Annotated in this window: 18 protein-coding genes; 2 read left to right on the top strand and 16 right to left on the bottom strand. The window is 49.5% G+C overall.

What is annotated here, in order from left to right; all coding sequences use genetic code 11:
- Nucleotides 1-15: 15 nt before the first annotated feature.
- The 16 genes from RCO25_RS08835 to RCO25_RS08760 all read right to left on the bottom strand — a co-directional run bounded on the left by RCO25_RS08835 (nt 16) and on the right by RCO25_RS08760 (nt 13,625).
- The gene (locus tag RCO25_RS08835) at nt 16-933 is read right to left on the bottom strand and encodes an AraC family transcriptional regulator (RefSeq protein ID WP_308995779.1); all 918 of its coding nucleotides are present in this window, start codon (nt 931-933) and stop codon (nt 16-18) included.
- Nucleotides 934-967: 34 nt separating this feature from the next.
- Nucleotides 968-1,690: a nucleoside phosphorylase gene (locus RCO25_RS08830; RefSeq protein WP_308995778.1), complete on the bottom strand. Its 723-nt coding sequence runs from the start codon at nt 1,688-1,690 to the stop codon at nt 968-970.
- A 4-nt stretch (nt 1,691-1,694) separates the two neighbouring features.
- Nucleotides 1,695-2,369 carry a sulfite oxidase-like oxidoreductase gene (locus tag RCO25_RS08825; RefSeq protein WP_308995777.1) on the bottom strand — a complete coding sequence of 225 codons (675 nt, stop codon included), beginning with the start codon at nt 2,367-2,369 and terminating at the stop codon, nt 1,695-1,697.
- A gap of 72 nt (nt 2,370-2,441) precedes the next feature.
- Nucleotides 2,442-3,365 carry an ABC transporter permease gene (locus tag RCO25_RS08820; RefSeq protein ID WP_308995776.1) on the bottom strand — a complete coding sequence of 308 codons (924 nt, stop codon included), beginning with the start codon at nt 3,363-3,365 and terminating at the stop codon, nt 2,442-2,444.
- Nucleotide 3,366: 1 nt separating this feature from the next.
- Nucleotides 3,367-4,416 (bottom strand): ABC transporter permease, encoded by a 1,050-nt coding sequence (locus RCO25_RS08815; protein WP_308995775.1) that lies wholly within the window; start codon nt 4,414-4,416, stop codon nt 3,367-3,369.
- Complete coding sequence (locus RCO25_RS08810) at nt 4,409-5,908, bottom strand: ABC transporter ATP-binding protein (RefSeq protein WP_308995774.1); 1,500 nt, start codon at nt 5,906-5,908, stop codon at nt 4,409-4,411. The genes RCO25_RS08815 and RCO25_RS08810 overlap by 8 nt, the downstream gene beginning before the upstream one ends.
- 122 nt (nt 5,909-6,030) lie before the next feature.
- Nucleotides 6,031-7,086, bottom strand: coding sequence for a BMP family protein (locus RCO25_RS08805; protein ID WP_308995773.1), 1,056 nt, complete (start codon nt 7,084-7,086; stop codon nt 6,031-6,033).
- Nucleotides 7,087-7,231: 145 nt separating this feature from the next.
- A complete protein-coding gene (locus RCO25_RS08800; protein WP_308995772.1) occupies nt 7,232-7,657 on the bottom strand; it encodes a MarR family winged helix-turn-helix transcriptional regulator in 426 nt (141 codons plus the stop codon).
- 232 nt (nt 7,658-7,889) lie between these two features.
- Nucleotides 7,890-8,771, bottom strand: a complete 882-nt coding sequence (locus RCO25_RS08795) for an urease accessory protein UreD (protein WP_308995771.1) — start codon at nt 8,769-8,771, stop codon at nt 7,890-7,892.
- Nucleotides 8,772-9,500 carry an urease accessory protein UreG gene (gene ureG / locus RCO25_RS08790; RefSeq protein ID WP_308995770.1) on the bottom strand — a complete coding sequence of 243 codons (729 nt, stop codon included), beginning with the start codon at nt 9,498-9,500 and terminating at the stop codon, nt 8,772-8,774. It lies immediately after the preceding gene.
- Nucleotides 9,501-9,532: 32 nt separating this feature from the next.
- Nucleotides 9,533-10,225, bottom strand: coding sequence for an urease accessory protein UreF (locus RCO25_RS08785; RefSeq protein WP_308995769.1), 693 nt, complete (start codon nt 10,223-10,225; stop codon nt 9,533-9,535).
- 42 nt (nt 10,226-10,267) lie between these two features.
- Nucleotides 10,268-11,983 carry an urease subunit alpha gene (gene ureC, locus RCO25_RS08780; RefSeq protein WP_308995768.1) on the bottom strand — a complete coding sequence of 572 codons (1,716 nt, stop codon included), beginning with the start codon at nt 11,981-11,983 and terminating at the stop codon, nt 10,268-10,270.
- The gene (locus tag RCO25_RS08775; RefSeq protein ID WP_308995767.1) at nt 11,980-12,348 is read right to left on the bottom strand and encodes an urease subunit beta; all 369 of its coding nucleotides are present in this window, start codon (nt 12,346-12,348) and stop codon (nt 11,980-11,982) included. The genes ureC and RCO25_RS08775 overlap by 4 nt, the downstream gene beginning before the upstream one ends.
- Before the next feature lie 36 nt (nt 12,349-12,384).
- Nucleotides 12,385-12,690: an urease subunit gamma gene (locus RCO25_RS08770; RefSeq protein ID WP_308995766.1), complete on the bottom strand. Its 306-nt coding sequence runs from the start codon at nt 12,688-12,690 to the stop codon at nt 12,385-12,387.
- Between the two features lie 313 nt (nt 12,691-13,003).
- Complete coding sequence (locus RCO25_RS08765) at nt 13,004-13,393, bottom strand: D-alanyl-D-alanine carboxypeptidase family protein (RefSeq protein ID WP_308995765.1); 390 nt, start codon at nt 13,391-13,393, stop codon at nt 13,004-13,006.
- A gap of 13 nt (nt 13,394-13,406) precedes the next feature.
- The gene (locus tag RCO25_RS08760; RefSeq protein WP_308995764.1) at nt 13,407-13,625 is read right to left on the bottom strand and encodes a response regulator; all 219 of its coding nucleotides are present in this window, start codon (nt 13,623-13,625) and stop codon (nt 13,407-13,409) included.
- A gap of 242 nt (nt 13,626-13,867) precedes the next feature.
- On the opposite strand from RCO25_RS08760, the gene ilvD reads away from it, so the two are divergent.
- Complete coding sequence (ilvD, locus tag RCO25_RS08755; RefSeq protein WP_308995763.1) at nt 13,868-15,553, top strand: dihydroxy-acid dehydratase; 1,686 nt, start codon at nt 13,868-13,870, stop codon at nt 15,551-15,553.
- Nucleotides 15,554-15,674: 121 nt separating this feature from the next.
- Nucleotides 15,675-15,910: HTH domain-containing protein (locus RCO25_RS08750; RefSeq protein WP_374992088.1), on the top strand; the 236-nt coding region annotated here is incomplete at its 3' end.

Raw genomic sequence — 15,910 nt, 5'->3', positions numbered from 1 at the left:
CAGAAATCCTAACTTTTATGATGGTGTGTTTTGTCCGCGAATATCTAATATTTGGGTATCTACTGAATTCCGGTAAGCAATCGGCGTCAGGCTCGTGTATTTTTTGAACATGGCGTGGAAATATTGCCTGCTTCCTACACCGACGTAATCGCAAATATCCGCAATGGCGATATCCGTCTCCATCAGCAGCATTTTCGCCTTCTCCATTCGCAGCTCCGTCAAGTAACCTGTTAACGTTTTGCCCAGCTGCGTCCGGAAAACACGGTGCAAATAACCGGGATGCAGGCTGACAGCCGCAGCAATATCCTTTACTTGAATATCACGGTCATAGTTGTGGTGCATATACTCAATCGCTTGCTTCACGTAAAGATCCGCTGGATTAACGCCCTTTGTGCCCGTCTCCATGTGCAGTCTTGCAATCGCAAGCAGAAGCTGCGCGAACAAAATCTCCGCTTTCATATTGATGCTCTTGCCCATGCTGTCCAGCTCCAGCACCAAGCTCTTCAGTACCTGGTAAACTTCGCTTGCATCACGCAAAAACAAATAAGAGGACGGCGCTGTGAACAATGCAGCCACATCCTCGTCCTCCAAAGCCAGCTGACGCATAGAGGGAAACGCCGCACGGCGCACCCTGAAGTCAAATTCAACATTAAGCATGCGGCACGGTCCGCGTTCGTCGACGATAAGCCGGTGCGGAACATTCGCATCCAATATAATAAAATCACCCTTCTTGAGCGTCATTGCACAAGCATTCGCTTCCGCCGCCGCTTCAAGCTCGATGACGCACGCCCCGGATATAACATACATGATTTCGATTGCGTCATGCGAGTGATAGGTCATGGAATAATCGGACCATTGCTTGAAATAATAAGCAAACACATACGGATACAAATCGCCATCCATCCACTCGCGCTTAAACAATGTTCTTCCCACGAGACGTTTCCCCCTTGCTAAGCTAACAAGTCATTTACACGGCCGCAAGCTTGGCAACAGCCCGCAGCGCCGTTTCGATCTCCCGCTCAACCGCTTTTGCTACGACATCCGTATGCGGATCGTACTCGCCAGCCAAATCGGAATCCGCGTAACCGTCCAATGCCAAGATCGCACCGGCACGCGCTCCGCGAAGCGTTGCAATGACATACAGCGCAGCAATTTCCATCTCAACGGCAATTGCTCCCGCTTGCTTGTATTGACGATGTGGAATGTCCACAACACCGGAGAAGAACACGTCGAGCGTAACGGTAATGCCTTTCTTTACGATTCCTTCGCTCTCCAGCGCCGACGCATAAAGAGCTTCTGTCACCCCGCTGTCAGCAACAGCAGGGAAACCTGCCGGCACCAGCTGATGCGTTAGGCCTTCAGCCCGGACGGCAGCCGTACTTACGACCAGACTGCCTGCAGGATGATCCGCCGAATACGAACCTGCCGTACCGACACGTATTAGTGTTTTTACGCCGCCCCGAATCAGCTCCTCGAAGCAGACAGCCGCTCCTGGCGAGCCTACGCCATGACTTACGACAGCAAGCCGCACACCCTCATAATCCCCTACGAAAGTACGGTATTCCCGCGCAAACGCAAGCTCTTTAACATTAACCAGCTTTTGCGAAATAAGCTCGGCACGCCGCGGATCGCCGCAAACGATAGCGTAAGCCGGCAAATCCTCCGGATTAACTAGTAATATAGGAAGCATCTGCTCAATCAAACTCCTTTTTCATCCATTCATCCTCAGGCATTGCGTTCTCGTCGCTGCTAAAACGCTGTTCCTGGAACGGATCTGCATAGTTGTGGAAGCCGTTGCGCTCCCAGAAGCCCTCGCGGTCCTCGTTCATAAATTCAATTCCCGTAATCCATTTTGCGCTTTTCCAGAAATACAAATGAGGAACAAGCAAGCGCATCGGCCAGCCATGCTTATCGGTCAGAGGCTCGCCGTCAAAGCGGTGCGCCAGCATTACATTTTCATGCAGCAAATCCGCTAACGGAACATTCGTATCATAATCCTCATCTGCATGGATCATGACGTATTTGGCATCCGGCTTCACGCCGAGCAGGGGCAGCAAATCCTTAAATTTCACGCCCTCCCACTCGGTATCCAGCTTCGACCATCTAGTGACGCAGTGAATATCGCATAAGGTCTTCGTTTGCGGAAGTGCAAGCAGCTCTTCGAAGCTGAAAGTCCGTTCCTCAGCGACCTCGCCAAATACGCGAAGCTTCCAGTTTTTTAAATCATAGACGGGAACTTCCCCTTCATGCAGGATTGGAAACCGTTCCGTAACCGTTTGACCTGGGGGCACCCGATGGGCAATCTCCGGCGCAACCTCCGATTGTCTGATTGCCGTCACTTTTTTGAGCCGATCTGCTTTTTTATGCATCGTTTTACCTCCATACTTGTCCTATTTGCTTACTTATATGACTAATCGAGCAGTCTACTTGCACTGTTCAATTTACCGAGAGCTTTCATTCGATTTGCGCGCTTCCTGCATGTAGCCTTTGTCTTTAAAGAATAACATAGCAATGATCGTGACGATATAAGGCAGCATCATCGTAAAATGCGTCGGCAGGGCAAAGCCCTGCAGCCTGATGCTAAGTGCATCCATGAAGCCAAACAGCAGGCTCGATGCAGCTACGCCGATTGGATTCGATTGGCCAAGCATCGTCGCAACGAGCGCGATGAAACCCCGTCCGGATGTCATGCCTTCCGTAAACATCGTTACATTCCCAAGCGACAACTGGGCGCCTGCAAGCCCGCACAACACGCCGCACATCAGCACTGCGCCATATTGGATCCGTGATACTTTAATGCCCAGACTCTTGGCTGCAGTCGGATTCTCGCCTGCGGCAAGCAATCGAAAGCCTGTTACCGTCTTGAACAAAAATAGCTGCAGGGCAATGACAAGCAGAATCGACAAATAAACGAGCGGTGAATGCCCGGATAATACATCCCCAAGCCATGGAATTTCCTTAAGAACCGGTATATCCCATTTAGGCAGGCCCACCATATCCTTATTGTAGTATGCGCCTTTCACATCAAAGATCGCACGCAAGGAGAACGTCGTCAGCCCCAGCGCCAAAAAGTTAAGGGCTATCCCGACTACAATGACGTTCGCCTTAAGCTGTATACTCATATACCCAAACAATATCGAAAATAAAAGCGAGCATAATACCGCAAACAGCACTGCAGCAAATACATTCCCCGTAAAATGGTTGCCCACGATCGCAGAAAAGGCACCGATCAGCACTAAGCCTTCAAGACCTACGTTAAACAAACCGACTCGCGCGCATATGGCGCCGCCGAGTGCCGCAAGCAGTATTGGCGTAACCATACGAAGTGTCGAGGCAAACAAGGAGGCATCTAATAAAAAATCCATATTATGACCTCGCCTTCTTGCGTTTTATAAACGAATAAGTGAATTTCGCAGAAACGAATAAGATAAGGACCGCTTGAATGATGCTTGATACCTCGAGCGGCACCTCCGTGTTACGCTCCATGCCCATTCCGCCTGTCTGCAAGGCGGCAAGCAATATCGCGGCTACGGCTGTTCCCAGCGGATGCGAGCTTGCAAGCAGCGTTGCCATTATCCCTGACCAGGCGTATCCTGGCGAGGTTAATGCCCCGTCCAAATAACGATACTGTGTACCCAGCACCTCAACGGAGCCCGCTAGACCGGCCAAACCTCCGCTGACAAACATGCTGATCAGCATCATTTTCCCCCGCTTGATGCCGCCATAGCTTGCAAATAGCGGATTGCCGCCCAGCATGCGTATTTCATAGCCTTTAACCGTATAACGCATAAACAGGAACAACAATATGGCCCCGACTGCAGCAATAAGGAATCCGGCATGCAGGCTCATGCCTTTAAAAAGCTTTGGCAGCCATACGCTTTGATCGATCATAACGGTTTGAGCCATTGCTGCCGATCCCGTGCGATCCTTCAAGGGATAAGATACGATATAACCTGCAAAGAGAGTAGCAATATAATTAAGCAATAAAGTGGTAATCAGCAGATTCATTCGGAATCTGGCATCCAACCAGCCTGCGAATGCCGACCATATTCCCCCGGAAATAATACCGGCTATAATTGCAGCAATAAGCTTGAACCAACCGGGTCCAGGCAGGTAGATGGCCGTTACTGCTGCGCTTAGCGCACCCAGCACCATTTGACCTTCTGAGCCCATATTAAAAAATCCAGCACGAAAGGCTAACGCAACTCCCAGCCCGATCAATATGATCGGTGTCGCGCGGCTTAATGTATTCGTAAAAAAGTAGAAACTGCCGAATGCGCCCTTCCACATTTCAGCGTAGGTTTCCGTAACGGAGCCCCCGACGATGACGATGGCAATTGCGCCTGCTGCCAAGCCGACAAGAACCGCCAAAAGCGGCTGCAGCAGCGAGCGTCCGATTTGTACCAGCTTATCCAACCGCTTTTCCTCCTGCCATTAACAAACTAATTTGCTCCTCGGTAGCCGTATCCGCATCCAGCTCGCCTACGATCTGCCCCTCATACATCACCAAAATCCGATCAGACAGCTTCAATATTTCGGTTAATTCAGAGGAAATGAGCAGGATTGCCCCTCTTTCGTCTCGCTTCTTGAGAAGCTCTCCATGGATGATCTCCATAGCGCCGACATCCACGCCGCGCGTGGGTTCAGCCGCAATGAGGAACGGAGTTTTCTGGGCAAGCTCCCTAGCAACAATAAGCTTTTGTAGATTGCCTCCGGACAGGAACTGCGCCTTGGTAGATAACGAGCCTGTTTTAATGCCAAAGCGCGTAACCCATTCACTTACCATCTGACGAATTCCGGCACCGTCTAACATGCCGTATTTCTGATGCTTGCCTGTATGACCCATCAAGCCGTTCTCCGTAACGGTTGCATCCTTCGCAACGCCCCATTGGTAACGGTCTTCCGGAATGTGAGCAAGCCCCCGCTCACGAATAACACCCGCCGGTGAACCGGTCACGTTCTGTCCTAGCAGCTTTATTTCACCGCCATCAGGTTTTATAAGGCCGGATATCGTTTGAATGAGTTCCGATTGGCCATTGCCTGATATACCTGCAATGCCGACTATCTCTCCTTCATCTACATAAAGGTTCACATTCGTGAGCAGCGGCTTTGTCTTCAATCCCTTGAGGGAAACGTTTGATACCTCCAGCACCTTCTTGCCTCTGCTGGCCTCATTGCGTGATATATGTATCAAATCCCTACCGACCATAAGCCGTGACAATTGTTCCGCGCTTGTATCCTTTGCGTCAACCGTTCCGCTAACCTTGCCATCCCGCAGAACGGTTACCCGATCGGCGACTTCCATAATTTCCTGCAGCTTGTGGCTGATCAGAATAAAGCTTTTACCTTGCGCAGCTAATCCTTTTATCGCAATCAGCAGTTCCTTTACTTCAAGAGGGGTTAAAACGCCCGTAGGCTCATCCAAAATAATGACTTCCGCTCCTTGATAAAGCACCTTCAAAATTTCTACGCGCTGCTGCATGCCAAGCGAGCAATCCGCAACCTTCTTCCAAGGATCTACCGGCATGCCATAAAGCTTGCCGATTCGTTCCGTTTCGGCGGCAGCGGCCCTTCGATCAAAACCTACTCCCTTAGAGGGCTCGCGCCCGATTACAATATTTTCGGCTATCGTAAACGTCGGGAACAGCATGAAATGCTGGTGGACCATACCTATTTTATGCTTGATCGCATCAGCAGGACTGGCAAACGAAACCGGTTTTCCATCCATAAGGATTTCACCGCTTGTCGGACTTTCCATTCCGTACAATATGCGCATCAGTGTTGTCTTCCCAGCACCGTTTTCACCAACCAAGGCATGAATTTCACCTCTTTGCAGCGAAAACTGAACATTGTTATTTGCGGTTACGCTCCCATATGATTTCGTAATGCTGTCCATTTGCAGCAACATACAAATGCTCCTCCCCATTCCATGCCGTACCGTTTAAACAAAAAAAACCACTTCCTCCATATAGGAAGAAGCTTCCAAGCAACAAGCAAACCGGCTGCATGGGTAGCAGCCGGCATGTCATTCTATTGAGCTAGCGGGTTTACTACTACGATTTTACCAGATTTGATATCTTCAGCAATCACTTTAACTTTATCTACATTTTCTTGGCCGATGAACGCGCTCAGCGTAGATTTGCTGTCTCTGGTTACGAACGTAAGGCCTACGCCGTCTTCTTTCAAGCCGTAGTCTGCTACGCCGAAAGCGAAGCTTCCATCTACGAAGCTTTTTACCGTTTCGTAAGCAACCGCATCTGTACCCTTCAATTGCGAAAGAACGATATGCTCTGGATCTTCTTCGGTACGGTCTGTATCTTGGCCTGATGTAAAGAAGCCTTTTTCCTTCGCTGCTTCGAATACGCCGTTGTCGCCAACAGCAGCCATACCTGCGATAAAGTCAGCGCCTTTGGATTGTTGCAGCAAAGCAAGCTCTTTACCTTTAACCGGATCCGTGAAGCTGCCTACATAGTTGATAAGGAATTGCGCATCTGGATTCGTGCTTTTCAAGCCTTGCTCAAATCCTGATGTATATTTGCTAAGGAGCGGAGCGTCCATTGCGACGACAGCGCCTACGATATTTGTTTTAGTGGAAAGGCCAGCAAGCGCGCCCATCAGGTAAGATGCTTCATGCTCGCGGAAGTTAACGCTGCGCACGTTTGGAAGATCAACGACTGTATCAATGACAGCGAATGACTTGTCCGGGTTTTCAGCAGCAACCTTCTTCAATGCATCCTCTGCTTGGAAAGTTGCGGTAATGATCAGATCATAATCTTCGGCAACGGTTGCGCGAAGGTTCTGTTCGAAACCTGCAGGGTCAGTGGACTCGATTGTTTTTACTTCAGCGCCGAATTCATCGCCGGCTTTTTTGAAGCCTTCATCCATCAATACAAAAAATTTGTTCACGCCGATTTTTTCAGGCAGCACGAGCGCGATTTTTTTCTTCTCCGCTTTGTCGCCAGCCGTGTTATTCGTCGCTGCGCCGTTATTCGCCGCGTTTCCTGCATCATTTTTGTTTGCTCCGCAAGCTGCGACAATCGCAACCATTAGAAGCAACGAAACCGCTAATGCTAATGCCTTTTTCATCGTAATCTCCCCTAAACAATTGAATGTATTAATTCCTTTTAACCCTAGTTATTTTATCGGAATTTGTCAACCTATTTGATTTCGACAAATTTCTAGTTTATTCTACACCAATTTACCGTGTATTAATAATGAAATATGTAAATAGTCACGAATTTGTAACATCCGATTCCATATTCCTGCTCATATGTTCAAAAAGCTGGACGCCCTTCTCCATGTCCGTTACCGACATGCCTTCAAAAAGCTTATGCATCAATTTTGAGCGGACGGTTTCGATAAGGTTGACGATTTTTAAGCCTTCGTCTGTCAGGTCAAGCATGACCACGCGACGATCCTTCTCTCCCCGCTCCCGCTTCACATAACCCAGCTCTATCAATCGGTCCGCGATCCCCGTTACTCCCCCGCTCGTAATCATGAGCTGCTCCGCTAATGCCGATACCTTCTGCGCGCCTGACTGCGACAGGATGATGAGCATCCTGCCATGGGTCAATCCAAGCCCATGCACATTATAGCTATTCCATTCCGTATTGATTTGCCTGCGGACTTGACGAAAGGATTCGTCTAGTTTTCTCATTAATTCGAGCCTTTCTGTATTTGAAGCTTCCAATCGATCACCAACCTATCCTATATTTCATAAAAAGCAATCAGCTGTTCATATTATAACGTTCCTTTATGAGATTAACTAATCCTCTTTTACAGAAATATACGATTTTCTTAACAGAAGCGCAAAAAAGCCAACCAAAAGAAACGACGGCTGGCCTTTTTGCTTACACTTGGAAACAATTCGAAAACATAACCTTACGCAATTATCCCTGCAAAAAGCGCAGCGGAGGCTTATCAAGCAAACCTTTGCGCGCTGTCTGCCACAACTCCCGCATTAGCTGCTGCAAAGGCCAAGCTGCTGTCGAAGCTGCTGAGACCGCTACCCCGAACCGATGTGTCAGCGACGCACCTGCAACGATCAAATGGCCCTCAGGCGAAGCAAAACTATCCAATTTTTCCTGCAGCTGCTCTAAATGCGAGCTGTTCATGCGATCGGAAAACAGATAAAAGGTTGCGGTGTGAGTCATTTCATCCCAGCAGCCAGGCGCCGTTATGTCTTGCTTCGCCGGCTCGATCCGCTGACGCTGGGAGAAAATAAGCTCTTCCCCGTAATAAACGGACAGCGAGTTGCGATAGGATCGGTAATCGAACCGCTCACCCCGCAGGGTGCGGCCGGGACAAAGCACATCCGCCTGCATCCAAACCGAACCCGCCTTCAATTTAACTTTAGTCTCGTTTCGAAACGCCGCGTCCTTATACAGCATCACAGGCTCAGGCATATGCTCGACGACGGCATTCTCTTCAAGAGCGAACACCTGCAGCATCGAAGAGTCAGCGGCTGGCTGACTCGGATGCACTTTCGTGTATGATTGATTGGTAATCATGACATGAGAGTCTTGGCCAGAAAACCAATCCAGCTCATATGTGTCGCCGCTGAGCAAACCGGGCGACACATCCATGACGATGACGCCTAACTGGTCATCCAGCGGAAATGCCTTCGCAATTTTTATAGGCGCGGTATGAAACTTATTTTCGACGAACGTCCGGCCCCGCCGATTTACAAAGGCTGCGCGCAGCACGGACGTCCGGATGCGCGGCTCGCCCACCGTGCCGTCATGCTGTCCCAATTGATTTACAAGTTCCATTTAGGAAGCAGTATGCCGATGCTCAGAAGGTATATTGGTCAGTTGGATCACATGGGAATGCTCCGTCCCCCGCGCATGGGCAACTTCATGCGTCAGCCAGCTCACGATCTCGTCAACGCCGTCGCCTCCGAACAAGTTGGAGAACACGAATGGGCGATCACCGCGCATTTTCACGGTATCAGCCTCCATGACCTCGAGACTTGCGCCTACATAAGGTGCCAGATCGATTTTATTAATGACAAGCAAATCGGAACGCATGATGCCAGGGCCGCCTTTGCGAGGAATTTTCTCTCCCTGGGCCACGTCGATAATATAAATAAAACGATCCACCAGCTCGGGACTGAACGCAGCCGCCAGATTGTCTCCGCCGCTCTCGATAAAGATAAGATCCAAATGATCAAAACGACGCTCCAGCTCTTCAATCGCTTCAAAATTCATCGATGCATCCTCACGAATGGCCGTATGCGGGCATCCGCCTGTTTCCACGCCAATGATGCGTTCCTCTGGCAGCACGCCTGTATTGAAAAGGATTCTGGCATCTTCTTTTGTATAAATATCGTTTGTGATCACGGCCACGCTATATTTCGTATGAAGCTCGCGCGTCAGCCTCTCCACAAGCGCCGTCTTGCCGGACCCTACCGGTCCGCCTATTCCGATCCGAATCGGTCTTGAGCTGTCGATCGCCGGGCTTTCCCATTCCTGATGAGTATGTCCTTGTCCTTGGCACATTTGTTATTCCTCCATTTTCGTATAGATAGTCGTTAAGACATAAATAATCGTGAATACAAGCGCTCATGCCGCATCATCGCTATCTCCGCCATTGGCATATTTGAGTAAGCCTCCTCCGGTTCAAGCGCCCTCGCTACCGACATCGCTTGCTCTGTCAATGGAGTCAGCCTTGCAATCAAAAATTGCCCCTCTGTCTGTCCCATCGACATGAGTCGCAGCGCGCTGTTGACGCAGGTTACGATGCAGCTGTAAAAATAACCCTGTATTGCCCGCTCCTCCGATACGCCAAGCAGCCAGCACGCATAGCCATGCGAAAGCGGATGCGAAGCAAAACATTTGCCGGCCCGCATCGCCTCAGAAAGCGGGGCCCAGTCCAGCTGCGGATGAATCGCCGATGCGAGCTGAAGCAGCCGCCTGCCCATTTTCTCCACGCCGCTGCGTGTCTCGGAAGCGACCCGTTGCAAATGCACGAGCCGTTCAACCGACCACAGCCGCTCCCAATCCGCTTGGGGTGCATCGCGGTATACGGCTTTGATGACCATGGCATCCGAGCTCGCCCAGCTTTGCAGCAGCATCGCTGCGGCATAAGCGAAGAGCTGATTGGAACGATTCATCCTGCCTTCCTGAACCATCGTCTCCAAGCCGAACGAATGCGAGAAACCGCCGATCGGCAGGGCCGAATCCAGCAGCTGCTGCATGGCCAGCCATCTGATACTATCGTTCATCTTCGATTGCCTCCTCCCAGCCCCTGAGGCATTATATATCCTTTAAAATAAGAAATAACGCTGAGCCATCGGAAGCACCTCTGCCGGCTCGCAGGTTACGTGCTCGCCATCTACCAGCACATGGTAGGTCTCCGCGTCTACTTCCAGCTTCGGTGTCGCATCATTATGGATCATGTCCTTCTTCGTAACCGTGCGGCAGCCTTTCACCGGTTCGATACGCTTCTGAAGGCCAAGCTCCTCTGCTATTCCCCGGTCATAAGCTGCCTGAGATACAAACGTTATGGAGCTGTTGAATACCAGCTTGCCGAAGGATGCAAACATAGGACGGCCGAATACCGGCTGCGGCGTCGGAATCGAGGCGTTTGGATCTCCCATTTGTGCAAATGCAATGCTTCCGCCCTTGAGTACAAGATCCGGCTTAACCCCGAAGAACATGGGATTCCATATGACAAGGTCAGCGAATTTACCTGCTTCAAGTGAACCTACCAAATGCGAAACGCCATGCGTTATCGCTGGATTGATTGTATATTTCGCAATATAACGCTTGATGCGGAAGTTATCATTCTGCTCGTTATCCGGCAGCAGCGGACCGCGCTGCTTTTTCATTTTGTCAGCCGTTTGCCAGGTGCGAATGATGACTTCTCCAACACGTCCCATCGCCTGGGAATCGGAGCTGATCATGCTGAATACGCCCATATCATGCAAAATATCCTCGGCAGCTATCGTCTCCGGCCTAATCCGTGAATCCGCGAACGCCACATCCTCCGGTATGCTGCTGTCGAGATGATGGCAAACCATCAGCATGTCCAAATGCTCTTCTATTGTATTGATTGTAAAAGGGCGGGTCGGATTCGTTGAAGACGGCAGCACGTTCAACTCACCTGCCGCGATAATGATATCCGGCGCATGACCGCCTCCAGCACCTTCCGTATGGTAGGTATGGATCGTCCGGCCGCCGATAGCCGCTAAGGTATCCTGTACAAATCCTGCCTCATTTAAAGTATCGCTATGGATCGCGACTTGCACATCGTACTGATCTGCGGCCTGCAGGCAGGCATCGATCGCCGCTGGCGTCGTTCCCCAATCCTCATGCAGCTTCAGTCCGATCGCGCCCGCTTCGATTTGCTCAATGAGCGGGGCAGTAAACGAGGCGTTGCCCTTTCCTGTATAACCGATATTCATCGGAAAATGCTCCGCCGCTTCCAGCATCCGTCGCATATGCCACGCGCCCGGCGTAACCGTTGTCGCATTGGTGCCCGTCGCAGGTCCCGTTCCGCCGCCGATCAACGTCGTGACGCCTGAGGATAACGCTGTCTCAATCTGCTGCGGACAAATAAAATGGATATGCGAATCGATGGCTCCGGCCGTTACGATTTTCCCTTCTCCAGCGATTACCTCGGTACTTGCGCCAACGATCATTTTCGGATGAACGCCGTCCATAATATCCGGATTACCCGCTTTGCCAATTCCAACGATAAAGCCGTCTTTGATGCCAATGTCCGCTTTCACGATTCCGGAATGATCGATGATGACAGCATTCGTAATGAGCGTATCGAGCACACCCTCATCACGCAGTGCGCCGCTCGATTGTCCCATGCCGTCCCGGATAACCTTGCCGCCGCCGAATTTACATTCATCGCCGTACACCGTAAAATCATGCTCAATTTCGGCCCAAAGCTCCGTGTCCGCAAGTCTTACTGCATCTCCTGTAGTTGGTCCGAACATAGCAGCATAGCTTCGTCGATCCATCTTCGTCATGCGCCGCCGCCCTCCCATACTTTCAAACGTTCCCGAACGGCATCAGGCATAGCACCCGCTTCTGCTTTTCCTTGGCTCAGGCCATTCAGTCCATAGGAAAGCTTCGATCCTCCAAGCTCTACGACCGAGACAGGCTTCTCTTCGCCCGGCTCGAAGCGGACCGCCATTCCCGCGGCAATATGAAGCCGCATGCCAAACGCTGCTTCCCGGTCGAACTTTAAAGCGCGATTCACTTCAAAAAAATGAAAATGAGAGCCCACTTGAACAGGTCGGTCACCTGTATTTACAACGATAAGCTGCTTGGTTTGGCGCCCGGCATTTAATGCTATCTCGCCTAAAGCCGTTCGGTATTCACCAGGAATCATTTGGCAAAGCTCCCCTCTCTACTATGTATCAATCGCCTAATGTGTAATCGGATCATGTATCGTGACAAGCTTCGTCCCATCTGGAAAAGTTGCTTCCACTTGAACCTCATGTATCATTTGCGGTATACCGGGCATAACCTGCTCCGCCTTTAATATTTGCGTTCCAAACTCCATTAATTGCGCAACCGTCATCCCGTCACGCGCGCCTTCCATAATTTCAGAGGTGATAAGCGCAACGCTCTCAGGATAATTAAGCTTTACGCCGCGGTTCATACGCCGCCTTGCCAAATCAGCTGCGATCGTAATAAGCAGCTTCTCTTTTTCACGTTCAGTCAACTGCATGTTTTCACCTCTTCATCCGTAATAATTCCATTATAGACAGCAAATTATGGATAGTAAATCTCATTGCGTTAGATTTTGTGACATTACAATCGTAAACGGCTGTCGCCGTCTTCAGTGGCAAAAGCTATCGTTTCGCGGAGATATATAAGCACATTTATAAGTGAAAACTTATAAATTCTTATATATAAACAAAAAATCTAGAAAAAGCGACATTCGCTCTTCCTAGATTTAACACGATGCTTACACTATTAATCCACTTGGTATAATCGCCATTTTTCGACGAAAATCGATTTAATCGGCAGCGCACTTGCTTTTAACCCGCCTGAATCCCCAGTTTACTTTTACTTTGTATATGTCCGATTAAACTCGCCAAACCATCCGTCTTGAATCCGTAATCAAACAATAAACTCGTTTCCGTAAATCGCTGCTCCGGCGAATGGGCTCCCATAATAACAGATACTAACCGCCGTCCATCCTGCTTAGCTGTACCCGTAAAGCAATAACCAGCTTGCACTGTATATCCCGTCTTCAAGCCATCATTGCCAGGAAAGGCATAAGGCATTCCGTTTAACATGAGATTTGTCGTTTTCAGCTTCTGCGACGTGCTGGTTAGCTTTACGCTGCTGCGGCTCGAAACCTCCAGTACTTCAGGATACTTCTTCAATAGATAGGCGGCAAGCGATGCCGTATCCTTGGCCGTCATCACCGTATCCGCTTTAGCAGACGCGCCTTAATCGGCGAGTCGCCTCTAGACCGTCCATATTGGGCATCATAATATCCAAAATGACCAGATCAAACGGTTTTTGCCCATAAGCCTGCAATGCCTGCTCGCCGTCATAGGCCTTTTCCGTAGCAAACCCTTCGTTTTTCAAATAAATTTCTATAAGATCAGCGATTTCACGCTCGTCATCTACAATTAATACTCGTCTTTCCATAATAAAGCACACTCCTTTAAGCTCCCGATTGTTGTTCTCATTGTTTCCATTGAGCATACTATACATGAATATCCTCAGGCATGTCCTGTCGTTTGGCGCAATATCACAATGTTTAAGTATTTTTTAATGGTTTCTTAATGAATGCTTCGTTTCCGTAACTGCTAGGCGTTATAGCCAACGCTTGTCCGTTGTGATAAAATCGAGAGTATTGATATTTTATTATGCACATAGGGGGCATTTACATGGCGGCCAAAAGAATGCGTTCAGACATGATCAAAAAAGGTTTCGACCGCGCACCGCATCGCAGCTTGCTGCGTGCCGCAGGCGTAAAAGAGGAGGATTTCGACAAGCCGTTTATTGCGGTTTGCAACTCGTATATTGATATTATTCCAGGTCACGTTCATTTGCAGGAGTTCGGAAAGCTTGTTAAGGAAGCCATTCGCGAAGCTGGCGGCGTTCCTTTTGAATTTAACACAATCGGCGTAGATGACGGCATCGCGATGGGCCACATCGGTATGCGTTACTCCCTTGCCAGCCGTGAGATTATTGCCGATTCGATTGAAACGGTTGTTAATGCTCACTGGTTTGACGGCATGGTCTGCATTCCAAACTGCGACAAAATTACACCTGGTATGATCATGGGCGCTCTTCGCGTCAACATCCCGACGATGCTTGTCAGCGGCGGACCAATGAAAGCAGGTAAAACTTCCGATGGTCGTTCGATCTCGCTTTCCAGCGTATTTGAAGGCGTAGGCGCTCACCAAGCCGGTAAAATTAATGACGATCAGCTGATGGAGCTGGAACAATTCGGCTGTCCGACTTGCGGTTCATGTTCGGGTATGTTTACAGCTAACTCGATGAACTGCTTGGCAGAAGGCATGGGACTTGCTATGCCAGGCAACGGTACGATTCTTGCCGTTTCTCCAGAGCGCAAAGAATTCGTTAAAGACGCGGCTCGCCAGCTTATGAAGATCATTGAGCTTGGCATTAAACCGCGTGATATCGTTACAAAAGATACAATCGACAATGCATTCGCGCTTGATATGGCAATGGGCGGCTCCACAAATACGGTTCTTCATACGCTTGCTATCGCGCATGAAGCAGGTATCGAGTACCCGATTGAACGTATCAACGAAGTGGCTGAGCGCGTTCCGCATCTGGCGAAAATCGCTCCGGCATCCGATTATCACATCGAAGACGTTCACAATGCAGGCGGCGTAAGCGCGGTTCTAAATGAGCTGTTTAAGAAGGAAGGCGCTTTGAATGGAGACTGCATTACCGTTACAGGCAAAACTCTTCGCGAAAATGTAATGGGATGCGAAATCCAAGATACGGATATTATCCACACCATTGATAACCCGCATACCGAACGCGGCGGCCTAGCCGTATTGTTCGGTAACCTGGCTCCTAACGGCGCAATTATCAAAACAGGTGCGGTGGACAAGTCGGTTGGCGGCTACCACAAAGGTCCTGCTATCTGCTTCGATTCCCAAGATGATGCGCTTCACGGCATCGCTAACGGAAAAATTAAAGAAGGCCATGTAGTTGTCATTCGTTATGAAGGACCGCGCGGCGGCCCAGGCATGCCGGAAATGCTGGCACCAACCTCACAAATCGTTGGGATGGGACTTGGCGCTAAGGTAGCCCTTATCACTGACGGACGTTTCTCTGGCGCCTCCCGCGGCATAAGCATCGGCCATGCTTCACCAGAAGCAGCCGAAGGCGGTCCAATCGCATTTGTTCAAGAAGGCGATATCATCGAGATCGACATGAACAACCGTACGATGGATCTGCTGATCAGCGATGAAGAATTTGAAAAACGCCGTTCCGAATGGAAAGGCTTCGAACTCAAAATCAAGCGCGGCTACTTGGCCCGTTATGCTCATCTTGTTACTTCTGCCAGCACTGGCGGCGTAATGAAAATGTAGCTTTAAATTAATAAAAAAGGAATGCAAGTAAACTGGTACCCATACACTGGACACTTAGAAAAAAGTGTTTAGCGTATGGGTCCTTTTTTGTATACTGGAATGAACAGTTGGGAGCGAGCTTATGAGTAAAAAACACTTCAATAAAAACGAGCAGGAACAATTAGAAAACAATCCGTTTATCGTACGGGTAAGTGATAAATCGATTACTTACTCAGATGAGTTCAAACGTCTGTTTATCGAGCAATACCTATTAGGTTGTTTACCTCGAGAGATTTTCGAAACCAATGGATTTAATGTGGATGTGCTCGGGATAAAACGAGTGGAGCAGTGTGCGGACCGTTGGAAGAAAGCTTACGA

Source organism: Paenibacillus sp. LHD-38, from assembly GCF_031157315.1.
Lineage (GTDB): Bacteria > Bacillota > Bacilli > Paenibacillales > Paenibacillaceae > Pristimantibacillus.
Note: the sequence above shows the minus strand (reverse complement) of the source record. Positions and strands in the feature narration are given on the sequence as shown.